Annotated in this window: 23 protein-coding genes; 14 read left to right on the top strand and 9 right to left on the bottom strand. The window is 67.7% G+C overall.

What is annotated here, in order from left to right; all coding sequences use genetic code 11:
- Positions 1-24: 24 nt before the first annotated feature.
- The 3 genes from ACYVI5_RS08065 to ACYVI5_RS08055 all read left to right on the top strand — a co-directional run bounded on the left by ACYVI5_RS08065 (position 25) and on the right by ACYVI5_RS08055 (position 836).
- Positions 25-153, top strand: coding sequence for a hypothetical protein (locus tag ACYVI5_RS08065; protein ID WP_460579760.1), 129 nt, complete (start codon positions 25-27; stop codon positions 151-153).
- 89 nt (positions 154-242) lie between these two features.
- Positions 243-551, top strand: coding sequence for a hypothetical protein (locus ACYVI5_RS08060; RefSeq protein WP_460579759.1), 309 nt, complete (start codon positions 243-245; stop codon positions 549-551).
- Positions 552-599: 48 nt separating this feature from the next.
- Positions 600-836, top strand: coding sequence for a hypothetical protein (locus ACYVI5_RS08055; RefSeq protein WP_460579758.1), 237 nt, complete (start codon positions 600-602; stop codon positions 834-836).
- A gap of 15 nt (positions 837-851) precedes the next feature.
- On the opposite strand, the gene ACYVI5_RS08050 is transcribed toward ACYVI5_RS08055, so the two are convergent.
- Positions 852-1427, bottom strand: coding sequence for a MarR family winged helix-turn-helix transcriptional regulator (locus ACYVI5_RS08050; RefSeq protein WP_460579757.1), 576 nt, complete (start codon positions 1425-1427; stop codon positions 852-854).
- A 160-nt stretch (positions 1428-1587) separates the two neighbouring features.
- On the opposite strand from ACYVI5_RS08050, the gene ACYVI5_RS08045 reads away from it, so the two are divergent.
- Together ACYVI5_RS08045 and ACYVI5_RS08040 are read left to right on the top strand one after the other, a co-directional pair.
- Positions 1588-2043 (top strand): SRPBCC family protein, encoded by a 456-nt coding sequence (locus ACYVI5_RS08045; protein ID WP_460579756.1) that lies wholly within the window; start codon positions 1588-1590, stop codon positions 2041-2043.
- 55 nt (positions 2044-2098) lie between these two features.
- Entirely contained in the window at positions 2099-4261 is a 2163-nt protein-coding gene (locus ACYVI5_RS08040) for an MMPL family transporter (RefSeq protein WP_460579755.1), read from the top strand.
- Here ACYVI5_RS08040 and ACYVI5_RS08035 read toward each other — a convergent pair.
- Positions 4258-5634, bottom strand: coding sequence for an LLM class flavin-dependent oxidoreductase (locus ACYVI5_RS08035; protein ID WP_460579754.1), 1377 nt, complete (start codon positions 5632-5634; stop codon positions 4258-4260). The two genes, ACYVI5_RS08040 and ACYVI5_RS08035, sit on opposite strands and share 4 nt — an antisense overlap.
- Positions 5635-5691: 57 nt before the next feature.
- Entirely contained in the window at positions 5692-7032 is a 1341-nt protein-coding gene (locus ACYVI5_RS08030; RefSeq protein WP_460579753.1) for an MFS transporter, read from the bottom strand.
- 197 nt (positions 7033-7229) lie between these two features.
- Between ACYVI5_RS08030 and ACYVI5_RS08025 the strand changes: the two genes are divergently transcribed.
- A complete protein-coding gene (locus ACYVI5_RS08025) occupies positions 7230-7769 on the top strand; it encodes an OsmC family protein (RefSeq protein WP_460579752.1) in 540 nt (179 codons plus the stop codon).
- Here ACYVI5_RS08025 and ACYVI5_RS08020 read toward each other — a convergent pair.
- Entirely contained in the window at positions 7766-8350 is a 585-nt protein-coding gene (locus tag ACYVI5_RS08020) for a TetR/AcrR family transcriptional regulator (RefSeq protein ID WP_460579751.1), read from the bottom strand. The genes ACYVI5_RS08025 and ACYVI5_RS08020 overlap by 4 nt on opposite strands.
- A gap of 172 nt (positions 8351-8522) precedes the next feature.
- Between ACYVI5_RS08020 and ACYVI5_RS08015 the strand changes: the two genes are divergently transcribed.
- Together ACYVI5_RS08015 and ACYVI5_RS08010 are read left to right on the top strand one after the other, a co-directional pair.
- Entirely contained in the window at positions 8523-10982 is a 2460-nt protein-coding gene (locus ACYVI5_RS08015) for an MMPL family transporter (protein ID WP_460579750.1), read from the top strand.
- Positions 10983-11035: 53 nt separating this feature from the next.
- Positions 11036-12052 (top strand): SDR family NAD(P)-dependent oxidoreductase, encoded by a 1017-nt coding sequence (locus tag ACYVI5_RS08010; RefSeq protein WP_460579749.1) that lies wholly within the window; start codon positions 11036-11038, stop codon positions 12050-12052.
- 29 nt (positions 12053-12081) lie between these two features.
- Here the strand turns inward: ACYVI5_RS08010 and ACYVI5_RS08005 are convergent, their stop codons facing one another.
- A complete protein-coding gene (locus ACYVI5_RS08005) occupies positions 12082-13062 on the bottom strand; it encodes a LacI family DNA-binding transcriptional regulator (protein WP_460579748.1) in 981 nt (326 codons plus the stop codon).
- Between the two features lie 131 nt (positions 13063-13193).
- On the opposite strand from ACYVI5_RS08005, the gene ACYVI5_RS08000 reads away from it, so the two are divergent.
- Positions 13194-15194, top strand: coding sequence for an aldo/keto reductase (locus ACYVI5_RS08000; protein WP_460579747.1), 2001 nt, complete (start codon positions 13194-13196; stop codon positions 15192-15194).
- Positions 15195-15198: 4 nt separating this feature from the next.
- Here the strand turns inward: ACYVI5_RS08000 and ACYVI5_RS07995 are convergent, their stop codons facing one another.
- A complete protein-coding gene (locus tag ACYVI5_RS07995) occupies positions 15199-15387 on the bottom strand; it encodes a DUF1918 domain-containing protein (protein WP_460537502.1) in 189 nt (62 codons plus the stop codon).
- Here ACYVI5_RS07995 and ACYVI5_RS07990 point away from each other — a divergent pair.
- Positions 15386-15529 (top strand): hypothetical protein, encoded by a 144-nt coding sequence (locus ACYVI5_RS07990; protein WP_460537504.1) that lies wholly within the window; start codon positions 15386-15388, stop codon positions 15527-15529. The two genes, ACYVI5_RS07995 and ACYVI5_RS07990, sit on opposite strands and share 2 nt — an antisense overlap.
- 161 nt (positions 15530-15690) lie before the next feature.
- Positions 15691-16080 carry a VOC family protein gene (locus tag ACYVI5_RS07985; RefSeq protein WP_460579746.1) on the top strand — a complete coding sequence of 130 codons (390 nt, stop codon included), beginning with the start codon at positions 15691-15693 and terminating at the stop codon, positions 16078-16080.
- A gap of 219 nt (positions 16081-16299) precedes the next feature.
- On the opposite strand, the gene ACYVI5_RS07980 is transcribed toward ACYVI5_RS07985, so the two are convergent.
- Positions 16300-18195: a beta strand repeat-containing protein gene (locus ACYVI5_RS07980; RefSeq protein WP_460579745.1), complete on the bottom strand. Its 1896-nt coding sequence runs from the start codon at positions 18193-18195 to the stop codon at positions 16300-16302.
- Between the two features lie 151 nt (positions 18196-18346).
- Positions 18347-19312 carry a hypothetical protein gene (locus tag ACYVI5_RS07975; RefSeq protein ID WP_460579744.1) on the bottom strand — a complete coding sequence of 322 codons (966 nt, stop codon included), beginning with the start codon at positions 19310-19312 and terminating at the stop codon, positions 18347-18349.
- A 671-nt stretch (positions 19313-19983) separates the two neighbouring features.
- On the opposite strand from ACYVI5_RS07975, the gene ACYVI5_RS07970 reads away from it, so the two are divergent.
- From ACYVI5_RS07970 to ACYVI5_RS07960, 3 genes are read left to right on the top strand one after another with little or no spacing between them, the layout of a single operon-like run.
- Positions 19984-20430: an FAS1-like dehydratase domain-containing protein gene (locus ACYVI5_RS07970; protein ID WP_460537512.1), complete on the top strand. Its 447-nt coding sequence runs from the start codon at positions 19984-19986 to the stop codon at positions 20428-20430.
- Entirely contained in the window at positions 20430-20861 is a 432-nt protein-coding gene (locus ACYVI5_RS07965) for a MaoC family dehydratase (RefSeq protein WP_460579743.1), read from the top strand. Before ACYVI5_RS07970 ends, ACYVI5_RS07965 begins: the two co-directional genes overlap by 1 nt.
- A 35-nt stretch (positions 20862-20896) precedes the next feature.
- Positions 20897-22048, top strand: coding sequence for a UDP-N-acetylmuramate dehydrogenase (locus ACYVI5_RS07960; protein WP_460537516.1), 1152 nt, complete (start codon positions 20897-20899; stop codon positions 22046-22048).
- Positions 22049-22569: 521 nt separating this feature from the next.
- Here ACYVI5_RS07960 and ACYVI5_RS07955 read toward each other — a convergent pair.
- Positions 22570-22946, bottom strand: a 377-nt coding sequence (locus ACYVI5_RS07955; protein WP_460579742.1) for a transposase, incomplete at its 5' end; no start/stop codon positions are given.

The following is a 22946-nucleotide window of genomic DNA, read 5'->3' as shown; positions in this document are numbered from 1 at the left end:
GCCGGTGACGAGCTGGCGTTGATAATGACCGTGCCGGGGCTGACGCGGCCGGGCGTCGAGGCGTTCCAGCTCGTCCGCTCCTACGCGCGCAGCCATCGGGAACGATTCGACGACGTCGCCCGGGGCATCGTAAGCCTCGATCTCGATCTGTAAAGGGGTGCTGCGCACGGGGACGGCGCGTACCGTATTCATAAGGTCGTCCAGGATTCCGGCGAACTCGCGGGACGGTCGTCTGGGAAATCATGAAGCGCATCAACATCTCAGGAACATCGATACTCACCGGAACCGCACTCGCCGACGCAGTTTTGATCTACGGGGTTTCGCTCGCCCGATTGCACCGCGTCGAAGTCGCCGAAGTGCCGTTCATCGACGAAGACGGCACCCGTCAGTACGCACAACTCGTGCTCGGGGACGGATGTCCGATCTGGACCTCGAGCGTCGAACCCGACGGTGCCGAGCTGATGGATGGCGTCGCGCTGGCGCAGCTCAGGGCTCGCACCGCGGAGCTCGAGCCCGGGTGGGGAGGAGTGTACGGCGACTTCGAAGACTGAGGCTCGGCGCACTCCGGGGCCAGTGGACCGCATAAGATGCGATTCACCATGCTCGAGAACTTCCAGCCGCAGCCCGGGTCGCAAGTCGTCGTCGTGAACAACACGCCGTTCACCCTCGTTCAGCCCGAGGCGGGCGAGCCGTGGAACATCGTGCGCAACGACACGGTGCTCGGCTACCTGTACCGCAACGACGCCGGCGCCTGGGCCGTGTGGCCGCTCTACGACGGCTGCACGTACATTCCCTCGGCGCCCACGCCGGGCGAGGCGCTCCGGCGGGCGCTGTAGCAACGCGGAGAGCGGTTATCCTGGCCCGGTCATGCCATCGCCTGTGGCGTCGGGCTCCGTATCGACGAGGCGTTGCAGAAAGCGGATGACCACCTCACGTTCTCGAGACGTGAGGCTGGCGGCGACGGCGAACCGGTGCGCATGTATGCGCCCCACGCTGTCGCGGACCTGTTCGTGGGTCTGCTGCGTGATCCTGATGACAAGAGCGCGACGGTCGGTGGGGTGGGGGCCTCGCTGTATGTGCCCCGCCTGTTCGAGGCGGTCGAGGAGCTTCGTCGTCGACGCCGTCGAGATGTGCAGGTGATCCGCAAGGACGCTCGGCGTGACGAGGACGTCCCTATTCTTCGCAGCCACCAGGAACCGCAGGGCCTTCATGTCGGTCTCGTTCAGCTTCATCTCGTTCCTGGACCGGAAGCTGAGCTCCTGCTCCGCCTCGCGCCAGTTGCGCATGGCGGCGAGGACATGCACGATCTGAGCGATCTCCTCGTCGCCGAGCCCTTCAAGGCTCACGAGTTCCTGGTCGGGATCGATCACGCGCGGGTCGAGCACAGCGTCGGACCCGACGTCCCGACGGTCTCGCGGCTGGCCCATATCGCCAGTGTAGGGGCGGGCTTGATGCATGCCAGGCTAGCCATCCACTCTTACGCGCACCGAGCATCCACCCGGATCATCGGGGGCGACCAGTCGTCTGACAACCCCTATCGAGTCTTGAATCCATTCCGTTGGCTAGAGGCTCCGCAAAGGAGGAAACATGGCGCGGATCACGGAGAGCATCGATGTTTCGGTGCCGGTCACGACGGCCTACGACCAATGGACGCAGTTCGAATCATTCCCGGACTTCCTCGACGAAGTCGATCAGATCACCCAGCTCGACGACACGCATCAGCATTGGCGGGTATCGGTCGGCGGCGCAACGCGCGAGTTCGACGCGGAGATCACGGAACAGCATCCCGGCGAGCGGATCGCCTGGACGAGTGTCGGCGGTGAGACGCCGAACGCGGGCGTGGTGACCTTCCACAAACTCAGCGACGACACGTCGAGGGTGACCGTGCAGATCGACTGGCAGCCGGACGGCGTGGTCGAGCAGGCCGGCGCGAAGCTCGGCGTCGCGAGCCACGCGGTGAAGAAGGATCTCGAGAACTTCAAGCGCCTCATCGAGGCCCAGGGTACGGCGACGGGAGGATGGCGCGGCGACGTACCACGTTGAGCCGGAGGGCTCTAGCCTTGCTTATAACTAGATGCGCTAGCTATATTGCTCGACTATGAGCACTGATGAGAGCAGACGGACGCCGCGCTGGTTCCGGGCCCTGCTGCCGGCTGTTCTCATCGTGGTGTGGCTCGCGCTGGCCGGTGTGGGCGGCCCGTACTTCGGGCGCGTCTCCGAGGTTTCGAGCAACGATCAGTCCAGCTATCTGCCGGCCAGCGCGGATGCCACCAAGGTCGCCGACCTGCAGCCGAAGTTCAGCGGCAGCAGCGCGGTACCCGCCATCGTCGTCTACCAGCGTTCGTCGGGCCTGACGACGGGCGACCTGGCATCCATCAAGGACGACTCGAAGAAGATCGCCGACCTGCCGGGCGTGCACGGCGGTGTGTCGCCACCGGTGTCGTCGAAAGACGGCAAGGCCGCCGAGGTCTTCGTGCCGATCGCGGACGACTCGAACCTCGACGCACACGTCGCTGGGCTTCGCACCCACCTCGACTCGAGCACGCTGGAAGGCGTGGACTCGTACATCACGGGTCCCGCCGGGTTCACCGCCGACCTCGTCGCCGCGTTCGGCGGCATCGACGGCATCCTGCTCGCGGTGGCACTGGCTGCCGTGTTCGTCATCCTGGTCATCGTCTACCGGTCACCACTGCTGCCGGTGCTTGTGCTCGCCACCTCGATGTTCGCGCTCTGCGTCGCGCTGCTCGTGGTGTGGTGGCTGGCGAAGTGGGGCGTCGTACAGCTGAACGGTCAGGTACAGGGCATCCTGTTCATCCTCGTGATCGGTGCGGCCACCGACTACTCGCTGCTCTACGTCTCGCGATACCGCGAGGCGTTGCGCGAGTTCACGAGCAGATGGAGGGCGACGTGGACGGCCATCCGGGGCGCGTTCGGTCCCGTCGTCGCCTCGGCCGGCACCGTGATCGTGGGCCTGCTGTGCCTGCTCTTCAGCGACCTCAGCTCGAACAAGGCGCTCGGGCCGGTGGCGGCGATCGGCATCGTGTTCGCATTCCTCGCGGCCATGACGCTGCTGCCGTCGCTGTTGCTCGCGTTCGGCCGGGCGGCGTTCTGGCCGGTGCAGCCGAAGCTCGGCTCGGAGCATCCGCAGGTCGTCGGGCCGGATGCGCACGGGCTGTGGGCGCGGGTCGCCGGATGGATCCGCCGGGCGCCCCGGACGATCTGGATCCTCTGCACGATCGCGCTGCTCGCCGGGGCGACCGGCCTGCTGCAGCTGAAGGCGGAGGGCGTTCCGCAGAGCGATCTCATCCTGGGACACTCGCAGGCCCGCGACGGCCAGAACGTACTCGCCGACCACTTCCCGGGCGGATCCGGCAGCCCTGCCATGGTGGTCGGCCCCGAGTCCCAGCTGCAACCGATGGCGGACCTCCTGCTCGATCACTCCGGAGTATCGTCCGTGACCGTTGTCGCGGGGGACTCGCCGAGCGGAACCGCGCCGGTCACGAAGGACGGCGTACAGCCGCTCGGCCCGCCCGGCACCGCGACACCTGCGCCGAGCGTCGTCGACGGCGACGTGATGCTGCAGGCGACCCTCACGCATCCTGCCGACTCGGATGCCGCCGAGTCGACGGTGCGGTCGCTGCGGACCGATCTCACCCGGCTTGACGGCGGCATCCTGGTCGGGGGAGTGACGGCGGTGGCCATCGACTCGAACGACGCGTCGATCCACGACCGGAACACGATCATCCCGATCGTGCTCGTCGTGATCCTGCTCATCCTGATGCTGCTGCTGCGGGCGATCCTCGCACCCGTGCTGCTCGTGCTCTCGGTCGTGGTGTCGTTCGCCGCCTCCCTCGGCGTCTCGGCCTACGTGTTCGACGGCATCTTCCACTTTCCGGGCGCCGACCCCGCCGTACCTCTCTACGGGTTCGTGTTCCTCGTCGCCCTCGGCATCGACTACAACATCTTCCTCATGACCAGGGTGCGGGAGGAGACGCAACTGCACGGCACACGGCAGGGCATCCTGCGCGGACTCGCCGTCACCGGCGGCGTCATCACGTCAGCAGGACTCGTTCTCGCATCCACATTCGCCGCGCTCGGTGTCATCCCGATCTTGTTCCTCGCCCAGATCGCGTTCATCGTCGCGTTCGGGGTACTCGTGGACACGCTGATCGTGCGCTCGCTGCTCGTGCCCGCAGTGTCATACGACATCGGCCGGGCGATCTGGTGGCCCTCGAAACTCTGGCGGCGTGGCGAGCTCTAGGCGTTCGCCCGCACGGGCCGGAACTGCGCTCCGCGGTGATCGTCGGCGAGTCGGGATCCCTTGCCGAGAACGGCCTGGCGGAATGTCTGTCCCTCCTGCGGCTCCGCGAGCACACCGCGCCGGCGCAGCTCGGGGGAGACGAGGCGCACGAAATCCTCCTCGCCGCTCGGGCGGATGACGCTCGAGAGGTTGAAGCCATCCACGTCGGCTTCCTCGATCCAGCGCTCGAGCTCGTCGGCCACGGTCTGCGGCGAACCGACGATGACGGGTCCGCGACCACCGATGCTGATGAACTTGGCCATCTCGCGAACGGTCCATACGCGCGCCGGGTCGAGCTTGGTGAACGTCGCCAGAGCCGACTGGTGCGCCTCGGACTGCACGTACTCGAGCGGTTCGTCGACGTCGACGCCGGACAGGTCGACTCCGGTCCAACCGCCGAACAGCGCGAGCGCCGCCTCGGGATCGACGTACTGCTGGAAGTCCTCGTATTTCGCCTGCGCAGCCTCGTCGGTCTCGGCCACGATCACGGTCGCCATCGTGAAGATCTTCACGGCGTCCGCGCTACGGCCCTTCTCGACCAACGAATTGCGTACCGTGTCGACCCACTTGCGAACGATGGCGGGCGTCGGGCCGTTGAAGAAGATGGCCTCGGCGTGTTGCGCCGCGAACGACAGCCCGCGCGGTGACGCGCCCGCCTGGAAGAGCAGGGGTGTGCGCTGCACCGACGGTGCTGCCAACGCGGGCCCGGGCACCGTGAAATAGGTGCCGGAATGGTCGATGCGACGCACCTTCGAGGGGTCGATGAAAACGCCGGTCTCGCGATCGGCGACCACCGCGTCATCGTCGAAGGACGCCTCCCAGAGCTTGTATACGACATCCATGTACTCGTCGGCGCGGTCGTAGCGTTCGTCGTGCGGTGGCTGCTCGGTCAGGCCGAGGTTGCGCGCCGCCGAATTCTGGTACGAGGTGACGATGTTCCAGCCGACACGTCCGTTCGTCAGGTGATCGAGCGTGGTGAAGCGCCGGGCGAGCAAGTACGGGTGCTCGTACGTGACCGAGGCGGTGACACCGACGCCGATCTTCGACGTTCCGGCCGCGAGGGCCGGGATGATGACGGTCGGGTCGAGAACCGGGTACTGCACGCCGCCGCGCATCGTCGCGTCGCCGTTGCCGCCGTAGACGTCGTACTGGCCGAGGATGTCCGCAAGAAAGATCCCGCTGAACCCGCCTGATTCCAGCGTGCGCGCCAGCTCGATCCAGTAGTCCAGCTCGGCATAGCGGTAGCTCTTGTCGTCGGGATGCCGCCACAGCCCAGGTGACTGGAACGCCGGCACCATCATCTCGAACGCGTTGAGCATCATCTGCTTGGCCATCGGATCTCCTCGGCTGGATGGGTGGTTTGTGTGCGCTGCGCCGTCGACGCGCGCAGATCAGAACGTGTCGGGCGTCTGCGGATTGCGGATGTACGCGCGGGCCGGATCCTTCGCCGCGATGGCGGCGATCAGCGAGAGCACGGCCAGGCCCGTGATGTAGAGGCAGATCAACCACGGCTGCCCGCCTCCCGCGACGAGCAGCGATGCTGCGATGACGGGGGTCAGGCCGCCGGAGAGCACGGTGCCGATCTGGCAGCCGAGCGAGACGCCCGTGTACCGCACCTCCACCGGGAACTGCTCTGCGAACCACGCCGCCTGCGGGCCGTAGATGGCGTCGTGGATCAGGTTCATGCCCACGATGAGCACGAGCGGCAGGAACACGAGTGAGCCCTCGTCGAGGAACCAGAAGAACGGCCAGATGAACACGCCGATAGCGACGATGGCCACGACAGCGATCGGTTTGCGTCCCCAGCGGTCGGACGCGTAGCCCCACAGCGGTCCGGAGGCGAGCCCGATAGCGGACACGATCGCAACGGACGTCACGCCCTGCGTGGCGTCCCCGCGCTTCGCGGAGAGGTAGCTGAGCAAGTACACGGCGAGGATGGCGAAGAGGCCGGGCTGGGCGAGCCGGAGCCCGATCGTGATCAGCAGCGCCCTCCAGTGGTACCGCAGCACGACCGTCACTGGCGCCTTTTCGAGGCGGCCCTCCTCCTTGATCTTCCGGAACTCGGGCGAGTCATCAACGCCGAGCCTGATGTAGAGGCCGACGCCCACGAGCACGGCGCTGGCCAGGAACGGAATGCGCCAACCGAACGCGACGAACTGGTCGTGTGTGAGAAATGCCTCGACGAGAGCGAACGACCCGGTAGCCAGGAGCATGCCAGCGGCCGAACCGGTCTGCGTGAAACTGCCGAAGAAGCCCCGCAGACCCCGCGGCGCGTGTTCGACGGACAGTGTTGCGGAACCGCCCCACTCCGCCCCACTCGCCAGGCCCTGGATGAGTCGAAGGATCACGAGCAGAACGACAGCGGTCGGGCCTATCGTCGCGTAACCGGGGAGCAGCCCAATGGCCGTTGATGCGAGTCCCATCACCACGAGTGAGATCGACAGAAGCGCTTTGCGGCCGATGCGGTCGCCGAGGTGGCCGGCAATGGCGCCGCCGAGCGGGCGCGAAATGAAGCCGATTGCGAAGATCGCGAAGGCGGCGATGCTGCCGAACACCGACGAGGACGACGGGAAGAACTGAACGTTGAAGATGAGCGCCGTCGCGGTGCCGTACGCATAGAAGTCGTACCACTCGACGGCGGTACCGACGAACGACGAGGTCAGCACCCGCTTCTTGCTCGTGCGCGCGCTCTGCACCGGCTGGTCGGATTCGTGAAGGTCGAGAGCGGTCATGGCGGTCCTTCTGGCCCGTGCGGACCTCTGGGCAGGTGGATCGTCCGTGGGGGGAAACGGACGCGGTGCGCTGAGGCTAATGTCGGCATCCCTCTCGTCCCAAGTGCCTTGTCACATTCGGCCGCTAGATGTCGTCGCGTGACCGCGTGTTACGCCGAAGGTTGCTCCCGGCAGGCACCGCCGCGTTGAGTTCGCTCATGACTTACCTCGCGACCGGTCCTGCCACGATTGCGGGCGGCGAGGCCGCTGAGGCCATGAGCCGAGTACCCGGCGACGACACTCCCGCGATCAAGTCCGTACGCGCCCGCGGCGTGTGGAAGGGATCCATGGCAACGGACCTGACGGTGCGCGGCTTCGACCTGAGAACGGATGAGCCGCTGCCAGTGGGCGGAACGGACACCGCTCCGACGCCCATGGAGCTCGTCGCGGCCGCGCTGAACGGATGCATCACCGTGGTCATCGAGACCGTTGCCGTCGAACTCGGAGTGGTGCTCGAGTCGATCGAAACGTCGAGCATCGCGCACATGGATGTGCGCGGCTTCCGTGGCACTGCGGATGTTTCGCCGCACTTCATCGACTACTCACTCGACGTGCAGCTCGTAGCGACGGCCTCGCAGGAGGAACGACTGAGGCTGCAGGCATCCGTCGAGCGGAGGTGCCCAGCCCTCAACCTGGTGCGCGACGCCGGCGTAGCGCTCGCGATCGACTGGAACTGGTCGGCGTCGGCCGGAGACTAGTCCGTCTTCGTCCAGGCGCCGCCCGGGCCCAGCAGCACCTGCCACAGCCAGTCGGCCGCGGTCTCCACCGACGGTCGCGGATCGCGCTCCAACCAGGCCCGAACGACGCCGAGTGCAGCGCCGGTGATGCCGGCCGCCACGACCTCGAGCGGCACGCCTCCGTACGCCGACGACGCGGTGCGGCTGATGCCCTCCATCGCCACCTGCTCGATCCGGTCCCGCACCCGGGCAGTCACGACGGCGGAGCCCCGGTCGCCGAGCACCCGCGAGTACAGGGCCGCGTGCTTCTCGATGTGGCTGAGGTAGATCCGCATCTCATCCGGTGGTCCCGACACCGGCCCGGTCAGCATCGCGAGCCGCGCGCCCGTCTCTTCGAACGCCGCGTCGAGCGCATCCGCCAGCAGCACGTCCTTGTCTGCGTAGTGCTGATAGAAGCTGCTGCGGTTGACGCCCGCACGGTCGGCGATGTCGGCCACCGTGATCTCGTCGAGGGGCTTCTCGCGTGCGAGCTCCATCAGCGCGTCCTGCAGGCTCGCGCGGGTTCGGGCGATGCGGGCATCCATGATCCGCGATTCTGCCATGAGAGTTCGCCACGGTGACTTCCGGCGCGACCTGCGGAGAACTCCTGCATTCACTGAGAGTTCTCCAACAGCTGCCGGTTTTCCAACATGTGTTGGATAGCGTGAATACCGTTCGCACCGTTCGCCGTCGAGCTGCGCGCGTTCCCTGCACCCGAGACAAGAAAGGCTCGCCGTGGCCAACCTGCTCAATCGCCTCGGACTCTTCTCCGCCCGGCGACCGTGGACCGTGCTGATCGGCTGGATCGTCGCACTCGCGCTCGCCGGAGGCGCGTTCCTCGCGTTCGGCGGAACGCTCGCCACCAGCTTCAACATCCCCGGAACAGAGACCTCGAGAGTCACCGACCAGCTGCAGAAGCAGCTCGACCAGAGCGGAGGCGCGACCGGCACTGTCGTGTTCCAGGCCACGAAGGGATCCCTCGATGCCGGCCAGAGGCAGCAGATCAGTTCGCTGCTGAAGTCCGTCGGCGAGGTGAAGGGCGTCGACAGCACCGTCGACCCGTTCCAGACGCAGCAGCAGCGCGAGGCGCAGCAGCAGAAGCTGGCTGACGCGCGAGCTCAGCTGCAGCAGGCGCAGGCGCAGTTGGATACCGGCACCCAGCAACTCGACTCGGCGATCGCCCAGGCGAAAGCGGCGGGCGCATACGACCAGGCATCCGCCCGGTTCGCGGCGCAACAGGCACAGCTGGATGCGGGCGAGGCGAAGCTCGCCGCGTCCAAGAAGCAGCTGGATGCCGGTCAGAGGCTGCTCGACGCCGCCGCCGACATCAAGACAGTGTCGAGCAACGGCAGCACCGCGATCGGCATGGTGCAGTTCAAGGACAGCCTGTTCAACCTGCCCGCCGATGTGAAGACCGCCGTCGCGCACAAACTGGATGCCGCGAGCATCCCTGGCGTGACCATCAACTACTCGTCCGAGATCGCCACCTCGATCAGCGGACTGATCGGACCGGGCGAGATCACCGGCGTGGTGATCGCGCTGATCGTGCTCATCGTGATGATGCGCGCCCTGATGCCGGCCGTGATGCCGCTGATCTCGTCGCTGATCGGGGTCGGCGTCGGCGTGGCCGGCTCGATGGCGCTCTCCGGTGTCGTCGACATGTCGTCCGTCACCCCGGTGCTCGGTGTCATGCTCGGGCTGGCCGTCGGTATCGACTACGCCCTGTTCATCCTGAACCGGCATCGACGGCAGCTGCTGGCCGGCATGGATGTGCGCGAGTCCATCGGCCTCGCCAACGGCACGGCGGGCAACGCCGTCGTGTTCGCCGGCGCCACAGTGCTCGTCGCGCTGCTTGCGCTGAACGTGAGCGGCATCCAGTTCCTCAGCGTCATGGGAACCGTGGGTGCCGTGTGCGTGCTCGTTGCCGTTCTCGTCGCGGTTTCGCTCACGCCAGCGCTGCTCGGGATGCTCGGACTGCGCGTGCTGGGCAGGAAGGCGCGAGCGCAGGTCGGGCAGGAGTCGCACCGCGCCCCTGTCGTGCGGCCGATGAGTACCGGCCGTGCCGTGCTGAGTGTCGTGGTGGCCGTCGTCGGGCTCTTGATCATCGCACTGCCGGCGCTCTCGATGCGTCTTGGCCTACCGGACGGATCGTCCGAGTCGACGAGCTCGACGCAGTACAAGGCGTACAAGGCGGTCGCGCACGAGTTCGGTGCAGGGCAGAACGGGCCGCTGATCGTGACCGCGACGCTGCCTAAGCCGGTGAGCTCGGCGGATGTCACGACGACGCAGGCGAGCATCGCCGGCGACCTGATGGGCCGCAGCGACGTCGTGGCGGTGGCGCCGATCGGCACGTCGAAGGCGAACGACTTCATGGCCTTCGAGGTGGTTCCGAAGGACGGCCCGAGCAGTGCATCCACCGAGAAGCTCGTGCACGAGCTGCGCGACCACGACGAGCTCGCCGGCGGAGTGACGCTTGGCGTGGCCGGGCAGGCGAGTGCCAACATCGACATCTCCGACAAGCTCGCCGGGGTGCTCCCGCTCTACCTCGCGGTCGTCGTCGGTCTGTCGCTGATCATCATGATCATCGTGTTCCGCTCGCTGCTCGTGCCCATCATCGCCACGGGCGGGTACGTACTCTCGCTGTTCGCCGCGTTCGGCGGCATGACGGCCGTATATCAGTGGGGCTGGCTGAGCCCGGTGTTCGGAGTGCACGATCCTGGTCCGGTGCTGAGCTTCGCTCCGATCATCGTGATGGGCGTGCTCTTCGGACTCGCCATGGACTACCAGTTGTTCCTGGTCACCGGCATGCGCGAGGCGTATGTGCACGGACTGCCCGCGCGCGAAGCCGTAGTGTCCGGGCTGCGGGGCGGCCGAGCCGTCGTCACCGCGGCAGCGATCATCATGATCTCGGTGTTCGGCGGCTTCGTGTTCTCCGAGCTCGCGATGGTGCGTCCGCTCGGCTTCGGCCTGGCGTTCGGGGTGTTGTTCGACGCGTTCGTCGTGCGCATGCTGCTCGTGCCTGGGCTCATGCACCTGCTCGGACGGGCCGCCTGGTGGCTGCCGCGGTGGCTGAACCGCATCCTCCCCGATGTCGACGTGGAGGGCGCGAAGCTCGAGCGCAGCCATCCGCTGCACGGGGTGCCGGCGACGAGCACACCCGCTCCGAAGCCGAGAGAGCCCGTCACCGCTGGGTGACCTTTCAACCCTCGGGTTGCCGCCCCGTCCACCGTATGAAAGAGGAGAAACCCATGGCAGAAATCCGCGAACCGCTGACCGCGAACAGCCCGATCGGGCGATGGCTGGATCATCCGGAGGGCGGTCCGCTGGTGCGCGGGCTGCTCGCCGCCAGTGGCGCGGACGAGTCCGCGCTGGCGCCGATCAAGGGGCTGCCGCTTCAGCAGCTCGTGGCGTTGAGCCAGGGCCAGCTGCCGCAGTCCGTGGTCGACGATCTCGTGCTGAAGGTCAACGGCGGCGTGATGCCGGAAGAGACCGACAGCACGGGATGGGCGGAGAAGATCACGCCGGGCCGGTTCGCGGGCACGACCGTCATCGTCACCGGCGCTGCATCGGGCATCGGTCGTGCGACGGCGTCCCGCGTCGCCCGCGAGGGCGGCCGGGTTGTCGCCGTCGACGTGTCGGACGAGCGACTGGAGGAGTTCGCCCGATCACTGCCCGAGGCTCAGGTGATCACTGTGGTCGGTGACATCACGAAGCAGGACGACGTGGATGCCATCGTCGCGGCGGCGGGGGAACGCATCGACGCCCTCGCCAACGTCGCGGGGGTCAACGACGACTTCTCTCCGCTGCACGAGACGACGGATGCCACGTGGGAGCGCGTGATCGGGATCAACCTGACCGGCGCGTTCAAGCTGACCCGCGCGGTGCTGCCGGCGATGATCGCCGCAGGCAGCGGATCCGTCGTCAACATCGCCTCGGAGGCGGGCATCCGCGGCAACGCCTCTGGCAACGCGTACACCGTCTCGAAGCACGGCGTGATCGGCCTGACACGTAGTGCGGCGTTCATGTACGGACCGCAGGGCATCCGCGTCAACGCGGTGGCCCCCGGCGGAGTCGCAACGGGCATCCCGTTCCCGCCGAACGTTTCCCAGGCGGGCTCCGCGCGCCTGCAGCCCTTCCAGGCGGCGATCCCCACCGTCGCGACCGCGGAGCAGCTCGCGGCGTCGATCACCTTCCTGCTCAGCGACGACGGCGTGAACATCAACGGTGCGGTGCTGCCGTCCGACGGCGGCTGGTCGGTGCAGTAACGCGCTAGGCGGGGCCGATATGTGTCGCGCTACGCCGACTCGCGTATGAGCAGCGTGTGCGCGATCGACCGGTGCAACCTCTCGCCCGTGTCCCCGCGGAGCACGGCGTCCACCAGGTCGATCGCGTGTGCGGCGAGCTCTGCGGTGTCGAGCGCGAGGGTGGTGAGCTCGGGTGTGACGAGCGTGCCGATGTCGAGGCCGTCCACCCCGATCACGGCGACGTCGTCAGGCACCCGGATGCCTGCCAGCGCGAATCCCTTCAGCGCACCCACCGCGAGCACGTCGTTGAAGCACAGCACGGCGTCCACCTGTGGTGCGCGCTCCATCAACTGCGACACAGCGGCGACGCCGCCTTGATGGGTGTCGGCGGCAGGCACCACGGCTTGTGCACTCAGCCCGTGATCCTCCAGCGCCGAAACGAGCAAGCGGTAACGCAGCGACGGGCCGTGGCTGGCGTCGATCATCGCGATGCGTTGGCGCCCGCTCGCGACCAGGTGAGAGATGGCGTCGTTCATGGCGCTCGCGTACTCGAACCGCACGCCCGCCCCGGACTCCACGGGGTCGTCGGAGAGCAGCACGGTCGGCACCCGCGAGGTCACGAGGTCCCGGTGCCGCCGAGCGAGGTGGCCGACGACGGCGTCGACGCGGCCCACGATCGACTCGACGCGTTCGGTGCCGCGGCGACCGCTGACATCCGTCATGACGACACCCCAGTCCCGCTCGGCCGCCCGGTGTGTGAGCTCGGTCGCGAGCTCCGGGTAATACGGGTTGCGCAGGTCGCCGACGACGAAGCCGATCGTCACGTCGCCGCCGCGCACGAGCCGTTGCGCTGCCCGGTTGGGGCGATAGCGGAGCGCGGCCGCCGCCTCCTGCACACGTCGCTTCGTGGCCGGGCTGACGTCGGGCAGGTCGTTCATGGCACGCGTGACCGTCTGACGCGAGACGCCGGCCGCCGCAGCGACGTCGTTGATCGTCGCCGGCTTCACATCGCCGGATCCGGCCCTTGCCATGCTCGGAATCGTACTGGTAGTCTCACTCACCGTGAACGTTCACGGCCGCGCTGGCCGACGGACGTGCACGCCATCTCTTCGCCGGGCTGCCGGCTCACCCGAACACGATCGTGAACGACGGAGGAAAACTCATGGCCGAGGCCCTGCAGCACGTGCGCTGGGGAATCGTGGGACCGGGAGGCATCGCTCACCGATTCGCCGAGCAACTGCCGCACAGCGCCACGGGCCGCCTGGTGGCAGTAGCGAGCCGCGACACCGAGCGGGCGCGCGCGTTCGCCGCCGAGTTCGAGAGCGAGCCCGGTGGCATCCGCATCCACGAGTCCTACGACGCCCTGTTCGCCGACCCCGACGTCGACGCCATCTACATCTCGACCGTGCACACCCAGCACGTGCGCCTGGCGATCCAGGCTCTGGATGCCGGCAAGCACGTCGTCTGCGAGAAGCCGCTCTCGGTCGACCACGCCGGCGCCATGGCCGTGGTCGAGGCCGCACGCCGCAACGGCAGGTACCTGGCCGAGGCGTACATGTACCGCTTCCACCCGCAGACCGTGCGGCTCGCCGAGCTCATCGCCCAGGGTGCGATCGGCGAGGTGCAGCACGTGGATGCCGCCTTCGCGTTCCGCGCCCACCTGCCTCCCGAGCACCGGCTTCTGAATGCCGAGCTCGCGGGCGGCGGCATCCTCGACGTCGGCGGGTACCCGGTTTCGGCCGCTCGCTGGGTGGCGGGCGCAGCGATCGGGGAGCGCTTCGCCGACCCGGTGTCGCTCACGGCGAAGGGCGAGGTCGGGGCGACCGGCGTGGACGAATGGGCCACGGCATCCCTCGTCTTCGGCTCCGGCATCACAGCGCACGTCACGTGCGGGGTACGCCTGGAAGACGAGAACAGAGTCGTGGTCACGGGCTCGAAGGGCCGCATCGTGGTGCCTCAGCCATGGATCCCCAGCCCTACCGATCCGAGCTATCTCGAGTTGAGCCGCACGGACGGCACCGAGACCATTCGCATCGAACCGGCGTGGCAGTACGCGCTGCAGGCGGATGCCGTCGCCGAGTACGCTGCGGACGGGCAGAGCCCGAACATCGGATGGGCCGACTCGCTCGGCAATGCGCGCGTGCTCGATCAGTGGCGCACCGCGATCGGCCTGCAGTATCCATTCGAGGCCCCGACCGCAGACATCCCGCCGGCAAGCGGGCATGCTCCGAGCAGGCGATCGGACGCCACCATGCGTTACGGACGCATCCCCGGCCTCGACAAGGACGTGTCGCGTCTCGTCATGGGCGTCGACAACCAGACCACGCTCGGGCACGCCTCGGCCATGTTCGACGATTTCGTCGAGCGCGGCGGCAACGCGTTCGACACGGCCTACATCTACGGCGGCGGATCGATGGAGCGGTTGCTCGGTCAGTGGGTCGCCAATCGCGGGCTTCGCGACGAGGTCGTGATCATCGGCAAGGGCGCGCACACCCCGCACTGCGACCCTGAGTCGATCGTGCGCCAGCTCGACGAGACGCTCGAGAGGTTGCAGACCGACCACGTCGACCTCTATCTCATGCACCGCGACAACGAGCAGATCCCGGTGGGGGAGTTCGTCGACGTGCTCGACGAGCAGGCGCGAGCGGGGCGCATCCGTGCCTTCGGCGGATCGAACTGGTCGATCGAGCGGTACGAAGAGGCACTGGCCTACGCGGATGCCCACGGCAAGCAACGCTTCTCGGCGCTGAGCGACCACTTCGGGCTCGCGCACGCGCTCGATGTGCCGTGGGCCGGATGCCGGCACGTCACCGACGTCGCTGACCGCGAATGGCTCGAGCGCACCGGCACCACCTTGCTGCCGTGGTCGTCGCAGGCTCGCGGGTTCTTCGCACGGGCCGACCGTGCCGACACCTCGGACGCCGAGCTGGTGCGCTGCTATTACAGCGACGACAATTTCGAGCGTCTCGCACGCGCCAGGCAGCTGGCGACGGAGCTCGGTGTCGCTCCGACCGCGATCGCTCTCGCGTACGTGCTCGCTCAGCCGTTCCCGACGTTCCCGCTCTTCGGCCCGCGCAGCATCGAGGAGACCCGCACATCGATGGCGGGTCTGGATGTCGCGCTCACCGACGAGCAGGTGCGCTGGTTGGACCTTCGGTCGTAGCCGGCTACGACGCCTGGTGCTCCACTGTCGCGTCCGAGCCGGGGAACACGAGCGTCTCGTGCCCGTCGTCGAAGCGCACCAGGTACGGCGGAGCCCCGTCGTCCCCGCGTACCTCGACGATCTCGCCGTGCCGATCGGGTGCCTCGACGGTCGTTCCGCGAATGAGGATGCGCTCGCCCACCGATGCGCGCATGGTCACCATCTCCTTCGACGCGTTCCACAACGAGCTAACGACCACTCCAGGCTACGTCGGGCTTCCGTTCGCGCAACCGATCGGTGCGAACGTCTCGGAGCTACCCGAACTGGGTACGCCGGCTCCGTTCAGCAATGCTTGACAATGCTCACGGCCTGGGACCAAGCTCTTCTTGGGTCGTTCATTGCTCGCCGTGGGGGCGGCGAGCAAGCGGCCCGTTCGAAAACAATTCGCCCGCTTACCCCGTTTCCGCCCGATGAGCCTCAACTGAAGGCCCATCGGGCTTTGTGTTGAGGACGTGCCATGTTCACAGCGATCGACTCGTTCAGCGGATTCAGCGTCGACGACCTCGACGCGGCGCGGAAGTTCTACGCGACCACGTTGGGACTCCAGGTCGAGAGCGATGGTGACATGGGCATCCATCTCACCCTTCCGAGCGGTGCCGAGGTCTTCGTCTACGCCAAGCCCAACCACACGCCGGCGTCGTTCACCATCCTGAACTTCGTGGTCGACGACATCGATGCCGCGGTCGACGAGCTGAACGCGGCAGGCGTGCAGACCAAGATCTACTCCGATGCGGAATTCCCCACCGATTCCAAGGGCATCGCGCGCCCGGGAAACCCCGAGTGGGGCCCCGACATCGCGTGGTTCCGCGACCCGGCGGGTAACGTTCTCGCGGTCATCCAGGCATGACGGCGACGGTGATGCCGTTGAAGCATCACCGTCACAGCGTGACCGGCCGGATGCGAGTCGCAACACGGTCTGGACAGCTCACGCATAACGCCGGGTGCGCCGTTCCGGCGCAGCGGCCCGGCTCACCGGCTACGTCGAGCGCACACGGCGGGCGGACGCCACCACCCGGCACGTAGGTCGGGCGGCGGCGCACGCCGCGTGTGTTCTCGTTACTTGCGGTTATGCCCTGGCAGCGCGCCGGCGCGTGAACAGCAACGCGCCGAGCCCCGCGAGCAGGGCAAGGAGCGCGGCGCCCAGAGCGCCCAGCAGATCGGATCCGGTGTCGGCCAGTGTGCTGGGGCTCATGGCGTTGCCGGATGCTTGCACCGACGACACCGGCGTCACGTACGACACCGGGGTGCCCGGCGTGCCCGGGGTACCCGGAGTGCCGGGCGTGCCCGGGGTTCCAGGGGTGCCGGGCGTGCCCGGGGTTCCAGGCGTGCCGGGGGTACCCGGAGTGACCGCGGTCGCGCATCCGCTCGTACCGGAGGCACCGATGACGCTGATGGCGTTGCAGCCGACCGTGACAGGGACATCCGCGCCGATCGACCCGAGGATACCGCCGACGAGGCCTCCGTTGCCGGAGGTGCTCCCCGCCGGACCCGTGGCACCGCCGACGGCCGTGCTCGCACCGGTGGACGTGGAGTCGGCGATCACGCTGATCGCGTTGCCGGGGACCGTTACGGGGACGCCGACTCCGGCCGCGACGAGCGCGCCGCCGAGCAGCCCCCCGTTGCCGGAGGTGGTGTCGCCCGAGGGTGAGGTCGATCCAGTGCTGTTCACCGTGGTGGACGGGCCGGTCGTGGCGGCGGCTCCGACACCGCTGATCGCGTTGCCGCTTGCGGTGATCGGGGCGTTCGCACCGATGCCCGAAAGCAGGCCGCCTGCGATGCTGTCGTTGCCGCCCGTGGTTCCCGCCGGTGTGCCGGCGCTGGCGGTTCCGGAGGTGGCGCCGCCGTTCACCGTGGTGGCCGGATCGGAGGTGGTGGAATCGCCAACCAGGCTGACCGTGTTGCCGCCGATCGTGACAGGGGTACTTGCTCCGACACCGGCCACGAGGCCGCCGCCGATGCTATCCGTCCCAGCTGTGGTCGAGCCCGACGGTGCTGGAGTGCCCGTCGTACCGCTGCCAGAGCCGACCATGGTGGCCGGTGCGGATGTGGCGGAGTCGCCCAACCCGCTGATGGCGTTTCCCCCGACCGTGATCGGCGCGTTGAGGCCGACATCGCCGACCATCCCGCTGAGCACGCCGTCACTGCCCGACGTGGTCCCGCCTGATCCGCCAGCGCCGCCGGTCTGACCGGCAGTGGTGGTCGTGGCAGGGTTTGTCGTGCCTGAGTCTGCGGCGACGCTGACAGCGTTTCCTGAGACTGCGATCGGCGCGTTCACCCCGATGGGCAGCAGCAACCCGCCGAGCAGGCTGTTGTTGCCTGTCGTGGTGCTTGGTGTGGCAGCGGCAACGGTGCCCCCCGTGCCGTTCGACGTATCCGCCTTGTCGGATGCCGAGTCGCCCAGCATGCTGATTCCGTTGCCGCTGACCGTGATCGGCAGGTTCACCGTCACCGGTGCCACTGCACCGCCCAGCACGCTTCCGCTGCCTCCAGTCGCCCCACCGGAGGAACCGGTGGACGCGGGAGCGGGTGCGGGCGCCTGGGTCGTGGCGGGATCGGTGGTGATGGAACTTCCGGTGCCGCTGATGGTGTTGCCGGAGACCGTGACCGGAACGGTCACCGTGCCACCCACGATGTCCCCGGATGCGATTCCGTTGTTTCCGGACGTCGTCACCGGTGCCGGAGCCGCCGGGGCGGATGGCGCGGATGACGTCGTAGCCGCCGGTGCCGAAGCTGCCGGTGCCGAGGTGGTCGCCGCGTTGGTGAGCGCGTCGTCGAGCCCGCTGATGGTGTTGCCCGCCAGCGAGATCGGAGCGCTCAGGTTGATGCCGAGCACATCGCCGGAGCCTGCTCCGTCGTTGCCGCTCGTGGAGGGCTCTGCCGCGTTCGCGGCTCCGATTCCCGCCAGTGAAAGACCGCCGAGGATGACTGTGAACCACAGCCCTCTCGACACGATTTTGTTCATGATGAAACTCCCCCGAAAAGAGTTGTTGAGCTGCTCCCCAGGCGTGCATCACTGGCACGTCGAACAGGGAGACTTGAGGTCGCGTCTTCCGCCTGTCGCCGTACGCAGCATCGTCAGGATGCCGTGCGAGGGCATGGCGGAGCGGACCCGCTCAATCAGGGGTCGAGTCGGTCTCGTAGGTAGGTGTCGAAGGAAGTCGATCGTCGCCTTCAGGCGCAGAGGTCAGGCCGAGACCGAGGCCGGGGAGCGCGACCTCCGGCACGGAACTGAAGGCGGAGCCGCCCCCAGAGCCGCCTCCGGATGCCGTGCTGTTGCCCGTCGCTGAGCCTCCTGGCGGTGTGTCTGGGGCCCACGGAGGACCGCCAGAAGCGGCCGCCACAGAAGTACCGCTGCCGGAAGCAGCGCCGGGCGGCAACGACGAGAGTGCCGACGCCTCGTTCCCGGACGAGGTTGCCGAAGAGCCCGCCGAGACGGCTGGAAGCACCGGGATCACAGCGGTCTCGGAGCCTGGCTGCGGGCTGCACGACCCGTTCGAAGTCACCGGAGGTACGCCGTGGCCCGAGCCGGGAGCCGCCGGTCCGAAGACCGTCCCGGTCACCGTGCCCACATCGCCGACCGCCTCATCCACGGTTCCAGTCACGGACGCCGTCGCTCCGGTGAGCGAGCCGAGCGTCGAGCTCAGCGTTGGCCCGACCATCGGGACGGAACCGACGACCTGGTCGGCTGCGCCAGTGACCGACGCGAGGGTCTGCGTGACCGAGACCGACTGCGTGAGGCCGGTAACGGCATCCGTCAAGGGCTGCCCGACCTGCTGCACCGGAGCCGGAAGTGACTGCGTCACGGGGTTCACGACGCTCGAGACCGTGGAAGTCACCGCGCTGACAGTGTCGGAGACCGGAGCGGTCACGGCGCCGAGCGCCGATCCGACGGTGCCCAGCGGACCCGAACCGGAACTGGCGCTCGTGCTGGTCACCGGCGGCGAAGCGTCCGGTTCCTCAGCCGAGGCGGAATGCGAACCGAACGCGAGTCCGAGCAGCACAAGACCAGCGGCCACTCCCAGCCCGCCCAGCAGCAGGCGCAGTAAGCGCGTAGGCGTTCGCGCCTCGGCAGTCTCCACGGTCCATCCCCGAATCTAGAACCTTGTCTATGAATGTACGCGGCCCGAGGCGCGGTAGACAGCCACCGTGCTGCCCCTAACCGGGGGTCACGGGTGATCGCATAAAGATCCAGCGAGCGCGCAGCGATGCGCGCCGACACGCCGTGTTCGGCAACGTCGACACGCCGCGGATGGAGCGGGTTCTGGGCGGTGCGTGAGGTGGGATTGCGCTCAATGTGCTGCCGGCTGCGCAGGTCGCTTCCCCAATAGCCTCGGTAGCGCCTGCGAACAGGCTCACGCGGATGTCAGGGGTCCCGGCTACCGTGGGGAGTGAATCGGGACGAAATTCGAAAACACAACATCTAGTGGAATGACAATCGTGTGATTCACGTTATATAGTGGTGAACACCGCGGGGGGAAAGCACCGAGCGGCCGGGTGACGAACCCGGGAAGACATACTTCAGGGGAGGTCATCATGGACTACGAAAACGACAGTGTCGGCGGTTACGCAGTTCCCGTCGACCCGATGGATCTTCTGCAGTGCGACAGCTGCCAGTAGGCACCTCGCACTGACAGACCTCGAAGGACCCCGGCGCATCAGCCGGGGTCCTTCTTCTTTGCCGGTTACGCGCTGTGCCTCCGCACGCGCAGGTCGCGCCGGGCGGAAGCAGGGCATCCGTACAATGAACTGCGTGCCAGTGAACCCCGCCCTTCAGGGTCGCGCCTACCCGCCGACCGAGCCGTATCTCGTCGGAAGGGAGAAGGTGCGGGAGTTCGCACGAGCGGTGTTTGCGACGAACCCGATCAACCTTGATCCTGTGGCAGCCAGAGCCGCCGGCCACGCTGACGTCGTGGCGCCGCCGACGTTCCCGATCGTGGTGCAGGAGCGCACGCTGGCGCAGCTTCTCAGCGACTCGGATGCCGGAATCGACTTCGGGCGAGTGGTGCACGGCGACCAGCGATTCGAGTACTCGCGCGCGATCGTCGCCGGCGACGAGCTGACCGCGCAGCTCACCGTCACCGAGGTGAAGACGCTCGGCGGCAACTCGATGGTGACGGCTGCGACCGCGATCAGCGACGCATCCGGGCAGCACGTCGTCACGGCCACGTCCACCCTCGTAGTGAGAGGAGAGGACTGATGCCCACCACGACACCCGACCTGAACGCACTCGCCGTCGGCGACGAGGTGGCGCACGCTGAGCATCTCATCACGCGGGATTCCCTCGTGCGCTACGCCGGCGCATCCGGAGACTTCAACCCGATCCACTATCGGGACGACATCGCAGAGTTCGTCGGCCTGCCCGGCGTGCTCGCCCACGGCATGCTCACCATGGGCATCGCGATTCAGACCGTGGTCGACTGGGTGGGCGATCCTTCGCGGGTCGTGGACTACCAGGTGCGGTTCACCCGGCCCGTAGTCGTCGACCGCAACGACGGCACCACCCTGACGGTTTCGGCGAAGGCGGCCGTTGTCGAGGCCGAGGACAACCGGGCACGCATCGACGTCATCGCGACGGTCGACGGCCGCACCGTACTCGGCAAGGCCCAGGCGTGGGTCTCATTCGCGTGACGGAAGCCGTTACCACCTTCGCCTCGCTCACCACCATGCGGGTGGGTGGTCCCGTTCCGCACCTGACAACCGCGGCGACGGAGGCCGAACTCATCGAGCTCGCCGCGGATGCCTATGCATCGGGCGAACCCGTGCTCCTGCTCGGCGGTGGTTCGAATACGGTCGTGGCCGATGAGGGATTCGACGGCACTGTCATCCGCATCGCAACCAGCGGAGTGCAGCGGGTGAAGGCCGGCGACGGCGGAGACCCGGATGCGGTGCGGCTGCGCGTGCAGGCAGGCGAGAACTGGGACTCGCTCGTGGCGCTCGCGGTGCGCAACAGGTGGGCGGGTATCGAGGCGTTGTCGGGCATCCCGGGCAGTGTCGGCGCCGCACCCGTGCAGAACATCGGCGCTTACGGACAGGAGCTGTCGTCGGTGCTGGTCGCGGTCGACTTCCTGGATGCCGTCACCGGGGACGTCCGCCGTCTCACCGCCGCCGACCTCGAGCTCGGCTACCGCACGTCTGTACTCAAGCGCGGGCTGGAAGGCGTCGTGATCGCGGTGGAGCTCGAGCTCTTGCAGCGACCCGACGTCGGCGCAGCGCTTGGCGAGCCGATCGCGTACGGGCAGCTCGCGAACGCCCTTGCGGTGGATGTCGGCTCGCGGGTGTCGCTGGGTGAGGTACGGCGCACCGTGCTCTCGCTTCGGGCATCGAAGGGAATGGTGCTCGATCCGGACGATCCGGACTCGGTGAGCGCCGGCTCGTTCTTCACGAACCCGATCGTCTCCGCGCGATTCGCGCGAACGTTGCCGGCGGGTGCTCCGCGCTGGCCGCTCGCGCCCGAGGAGCCCGATCTGGTGGCGGCGCTCGACGGCTCGACGGCGGATGAGAGCACGACCGTCGGGCTGCTAGCTGAAGCGGCGGCCGACCGTGAACGTCACCGGGCCCGGGCCGAATCGGCCGAAGGTCCCGGCGTAAAGCTCAGCGCCGCGTGGCTCATCGAGCAGGCCGGCATCTCGCGAGGGTTCGCGCTGCCCGGATCGGCAGCCGCCATCTCGAGCAAGCACACCCTGGCGATCACGAACCGTGGCGGGGCATCCGCGCTCGAGATCGCGCAACTCGCATCGTTCGTACAAGGCAGGGTGCAGGCGGAGTTCGGTGTGCTGCTGCAGCCGGAGCCGGTGCTGGTCGGCCTCGAGCTCTGACGCGGCATCGCTCCGCGAGGTGCGGCCCTCTCTGCATTCGGAATCGCGCTCTGCATTCGGAATCGCGCTCGGGCTGTCCGGCGCGGTGCTCTTCGTCGCCTTGACCGTGCGAGCGGTGGCGTTCATGGATCCAGAGGCCCTCATCATCGGATGGACCTCGTTGGTGCGATCGCGCGCCCAGCACCTCCCCGTCGAGCGTGCGAAATCGGCGGAGTTCTCCCTGCGGGAGCGCTCCGAAGGGTAGGCCGGCCGGCGCCGTGCAGCTTGAGATTCTTGTTCAGCACGTCACAGTGCTTCGAGGTTCGCGTCCGGATGACGCGGGAACGTCCTGCGCGCCCGCCGTGCCGTGCGGCCATTGCACCGGGCGCGCTCATTCGCGTCGTCTCGGCCTTCCGCGTGCGGTGGCGGCTGTGGGTCGCCAGGTGCCTTTGGGGTCGATCCATGCTGGTGCTCGGACGTGTGGTGCCCCGCCGATCATGCGGATGGCCCATCCGCCGGTGTCAACGTAGTGATGGATGCTCCTATGCAGTGTCAAGGGTGAGTTCGAGGTCTTTTCGGAGTGCTCGGTAGAGCTCTCGGACGATGGCTCTTTTGAGGCATCGGATGGTCTCTTTCTTGGTCTTGCCATTGGCGGTGCGTTTGGCGAGGTAGGTGCGTGTGGGTTCGTGCCAGCGCAGCCGGTTGATGACGATCATGTGGATCGCGGAGTTCGCTGCTCGGTCGCCGCCGCGGTGGAGTCGGTAGCGGGTGGTGTTGCCTGAGCTTGCCGGGATCGGGGCGACGCCGCAGATGCGGGCGAGGGCGGCTTCGGAGTGGAGTCGGTTCAGGTGTCGCGCGTCAGACTTTGTGGCAGGGCTGTTAGTTGAGTCCTGAACGGAGAGTCCGATATGGGAAGACC

The sequence above is a fragment of the Humibacter ginsengisoli genome, from assembly GCF_054780095.1.
This window is presented reverse-complemented; position numbering and strand designations above follow the sequence as displayed.

Excerpts from the sequence above, each read along its gene's own strand:
- ACYVI5_RS07960 (WP_460537516.1), top strand. The coding sequence starts at position 20,897 with ATGCGGGTGGGTGGTCCCGTTCCGCACCTGACAACCGCGGCGACGGAG.
- ACYVI5_RS07965 (WP_460579743.1), top strand. The coding sequence starts at position 20,430 with ATGCCCACCACGACACCCGACCTGAACGCACTCGCCGTCGGCGACGAG.
- ACYVI5_RS08065 (WP_460579760.1), top strand. The coding sequence starts at position 25 with ATGACCGTGCCGGGGCTGACGCGGCCGGGCGTCGAGGCGTTCCAGCTC.
- ACYVI5_RS08005 (WP_460579748.1), bottom strand. The coding sequence starts at position 13,062 with ATGGCAAGGGCCGGATCCGGCGATGTGAAGCCGGCGACGATCAACGAC.
- ACYVI5_RS08000 (WP_460579747.1), top strand. The coding sequence starts at position 13,194 with ATGGCCGAGGCCCTGCAGCACGTGCGCTGGGGAATCGTGGGACCGGGA.
- ACYVI5_RS08040 (WP_460579755.1), top strand. The coding sequence starts at position 2,099 with ATGAGCACTGATGAGAGCAGACGGACGCCGCGCTGGTTCCGGGCCCTG.
- ACYVI5_RS07980 (WP_460579745.1), bottom strand. The coding sequence starts at position 18,195 with ATGAACAAAATCGTGTCGAGAGGGCTGTGGTTCACAGTCATCCTCGGC.
- ACYVI5_RS07985 (WP_460579746.1), top strand. The coding sequence starts at position 15,691 with ATGTTCACAGCGATCGACTCGTTCAGCGGATTCAGCGTCGACGACCTC.
- ACYVI5_RS08045 (WP_460579756.1), top strand. The coding sequence starts at position 1,588 with ATGGCGCGGATCACGGAGAGCATCGATGTTTCGGTGCCGGTCACGACG.
- ACYVI5_RS08050 (WP_460579757.1), bottom strand. The coding sequence starts at position 1,427 with ATGGGCCAGCCGCGAGACCGTCGGGACGTCGGGTCCGACGCTGTGCTC.
- ACYVI5_RS08060 (WP_460579759.1), top strand. The coding sequence starts at position 243 with ATGAAGCGCATCAACATCTCAGGAACATCGATACTCACCGGAACCGCA.
- ACYVI5_RS08025 (WP_460579752.1), top strand. The coding sequence starts at position 7,230 with ATGACTTACCTCGCGACCGGTCCTGCCACGATTGCGGGCGGCGAGGCC.
- ACYVI5_RS08035 (WP_460579754.1), bottom strand. The coding sequence starts at position 5,634 with ATGGCCAAGCAGATGATGCTCAACGCGTTCGAGATGATGGTGCCGGCG.
- ACYVI5_RS08020 (WP_460579751.1), bottom strand. The coding sequence starts at position 8,350 with ATGGCAGAATCGCGGATCATGGATGCCCGCATCGCCCGAACCCGCGCG.
- ACYVI5_RS07995 (WP_460537502.1), bottom strand. The coding sequence starts at position 15,387 with ATGCGCGCATCGGTGGGCGAGCGCATCCTCATTCGCGGAACGACCGTC.
- ACYVI5_RS08010 (WP_460579749.1), top strand. The coding sequence starts at position 11,036 with ATGGCAGAAATCCGCGAACCGCTGACCGCGAACAGCCCGATCGGGCGA.
- ACYVI5_RS07990 (WP_460537504.1), top strand. The coding sequence starts at position 15,386 with ATGGTCACCATCTCCTTCGACGCGTTCCACAACGAGCTAACGACCACT.
- ACYVI5_RS08055 (WP_460579758.1), top strand. The coding sequence starts at position 600 with ATGCTCGAGAACTTCCAGCCGCAGCCCGGGTCGCAAGTCGTCGTCGTG.
- ACYVI5_RS08030 (WP_460579753.1), bottom strand. The coding sequence starts at position 7,032 with ATGACCGCTCTCGACCTTCACGAATCCGACCAGCCGGTGCAGAGCGCG.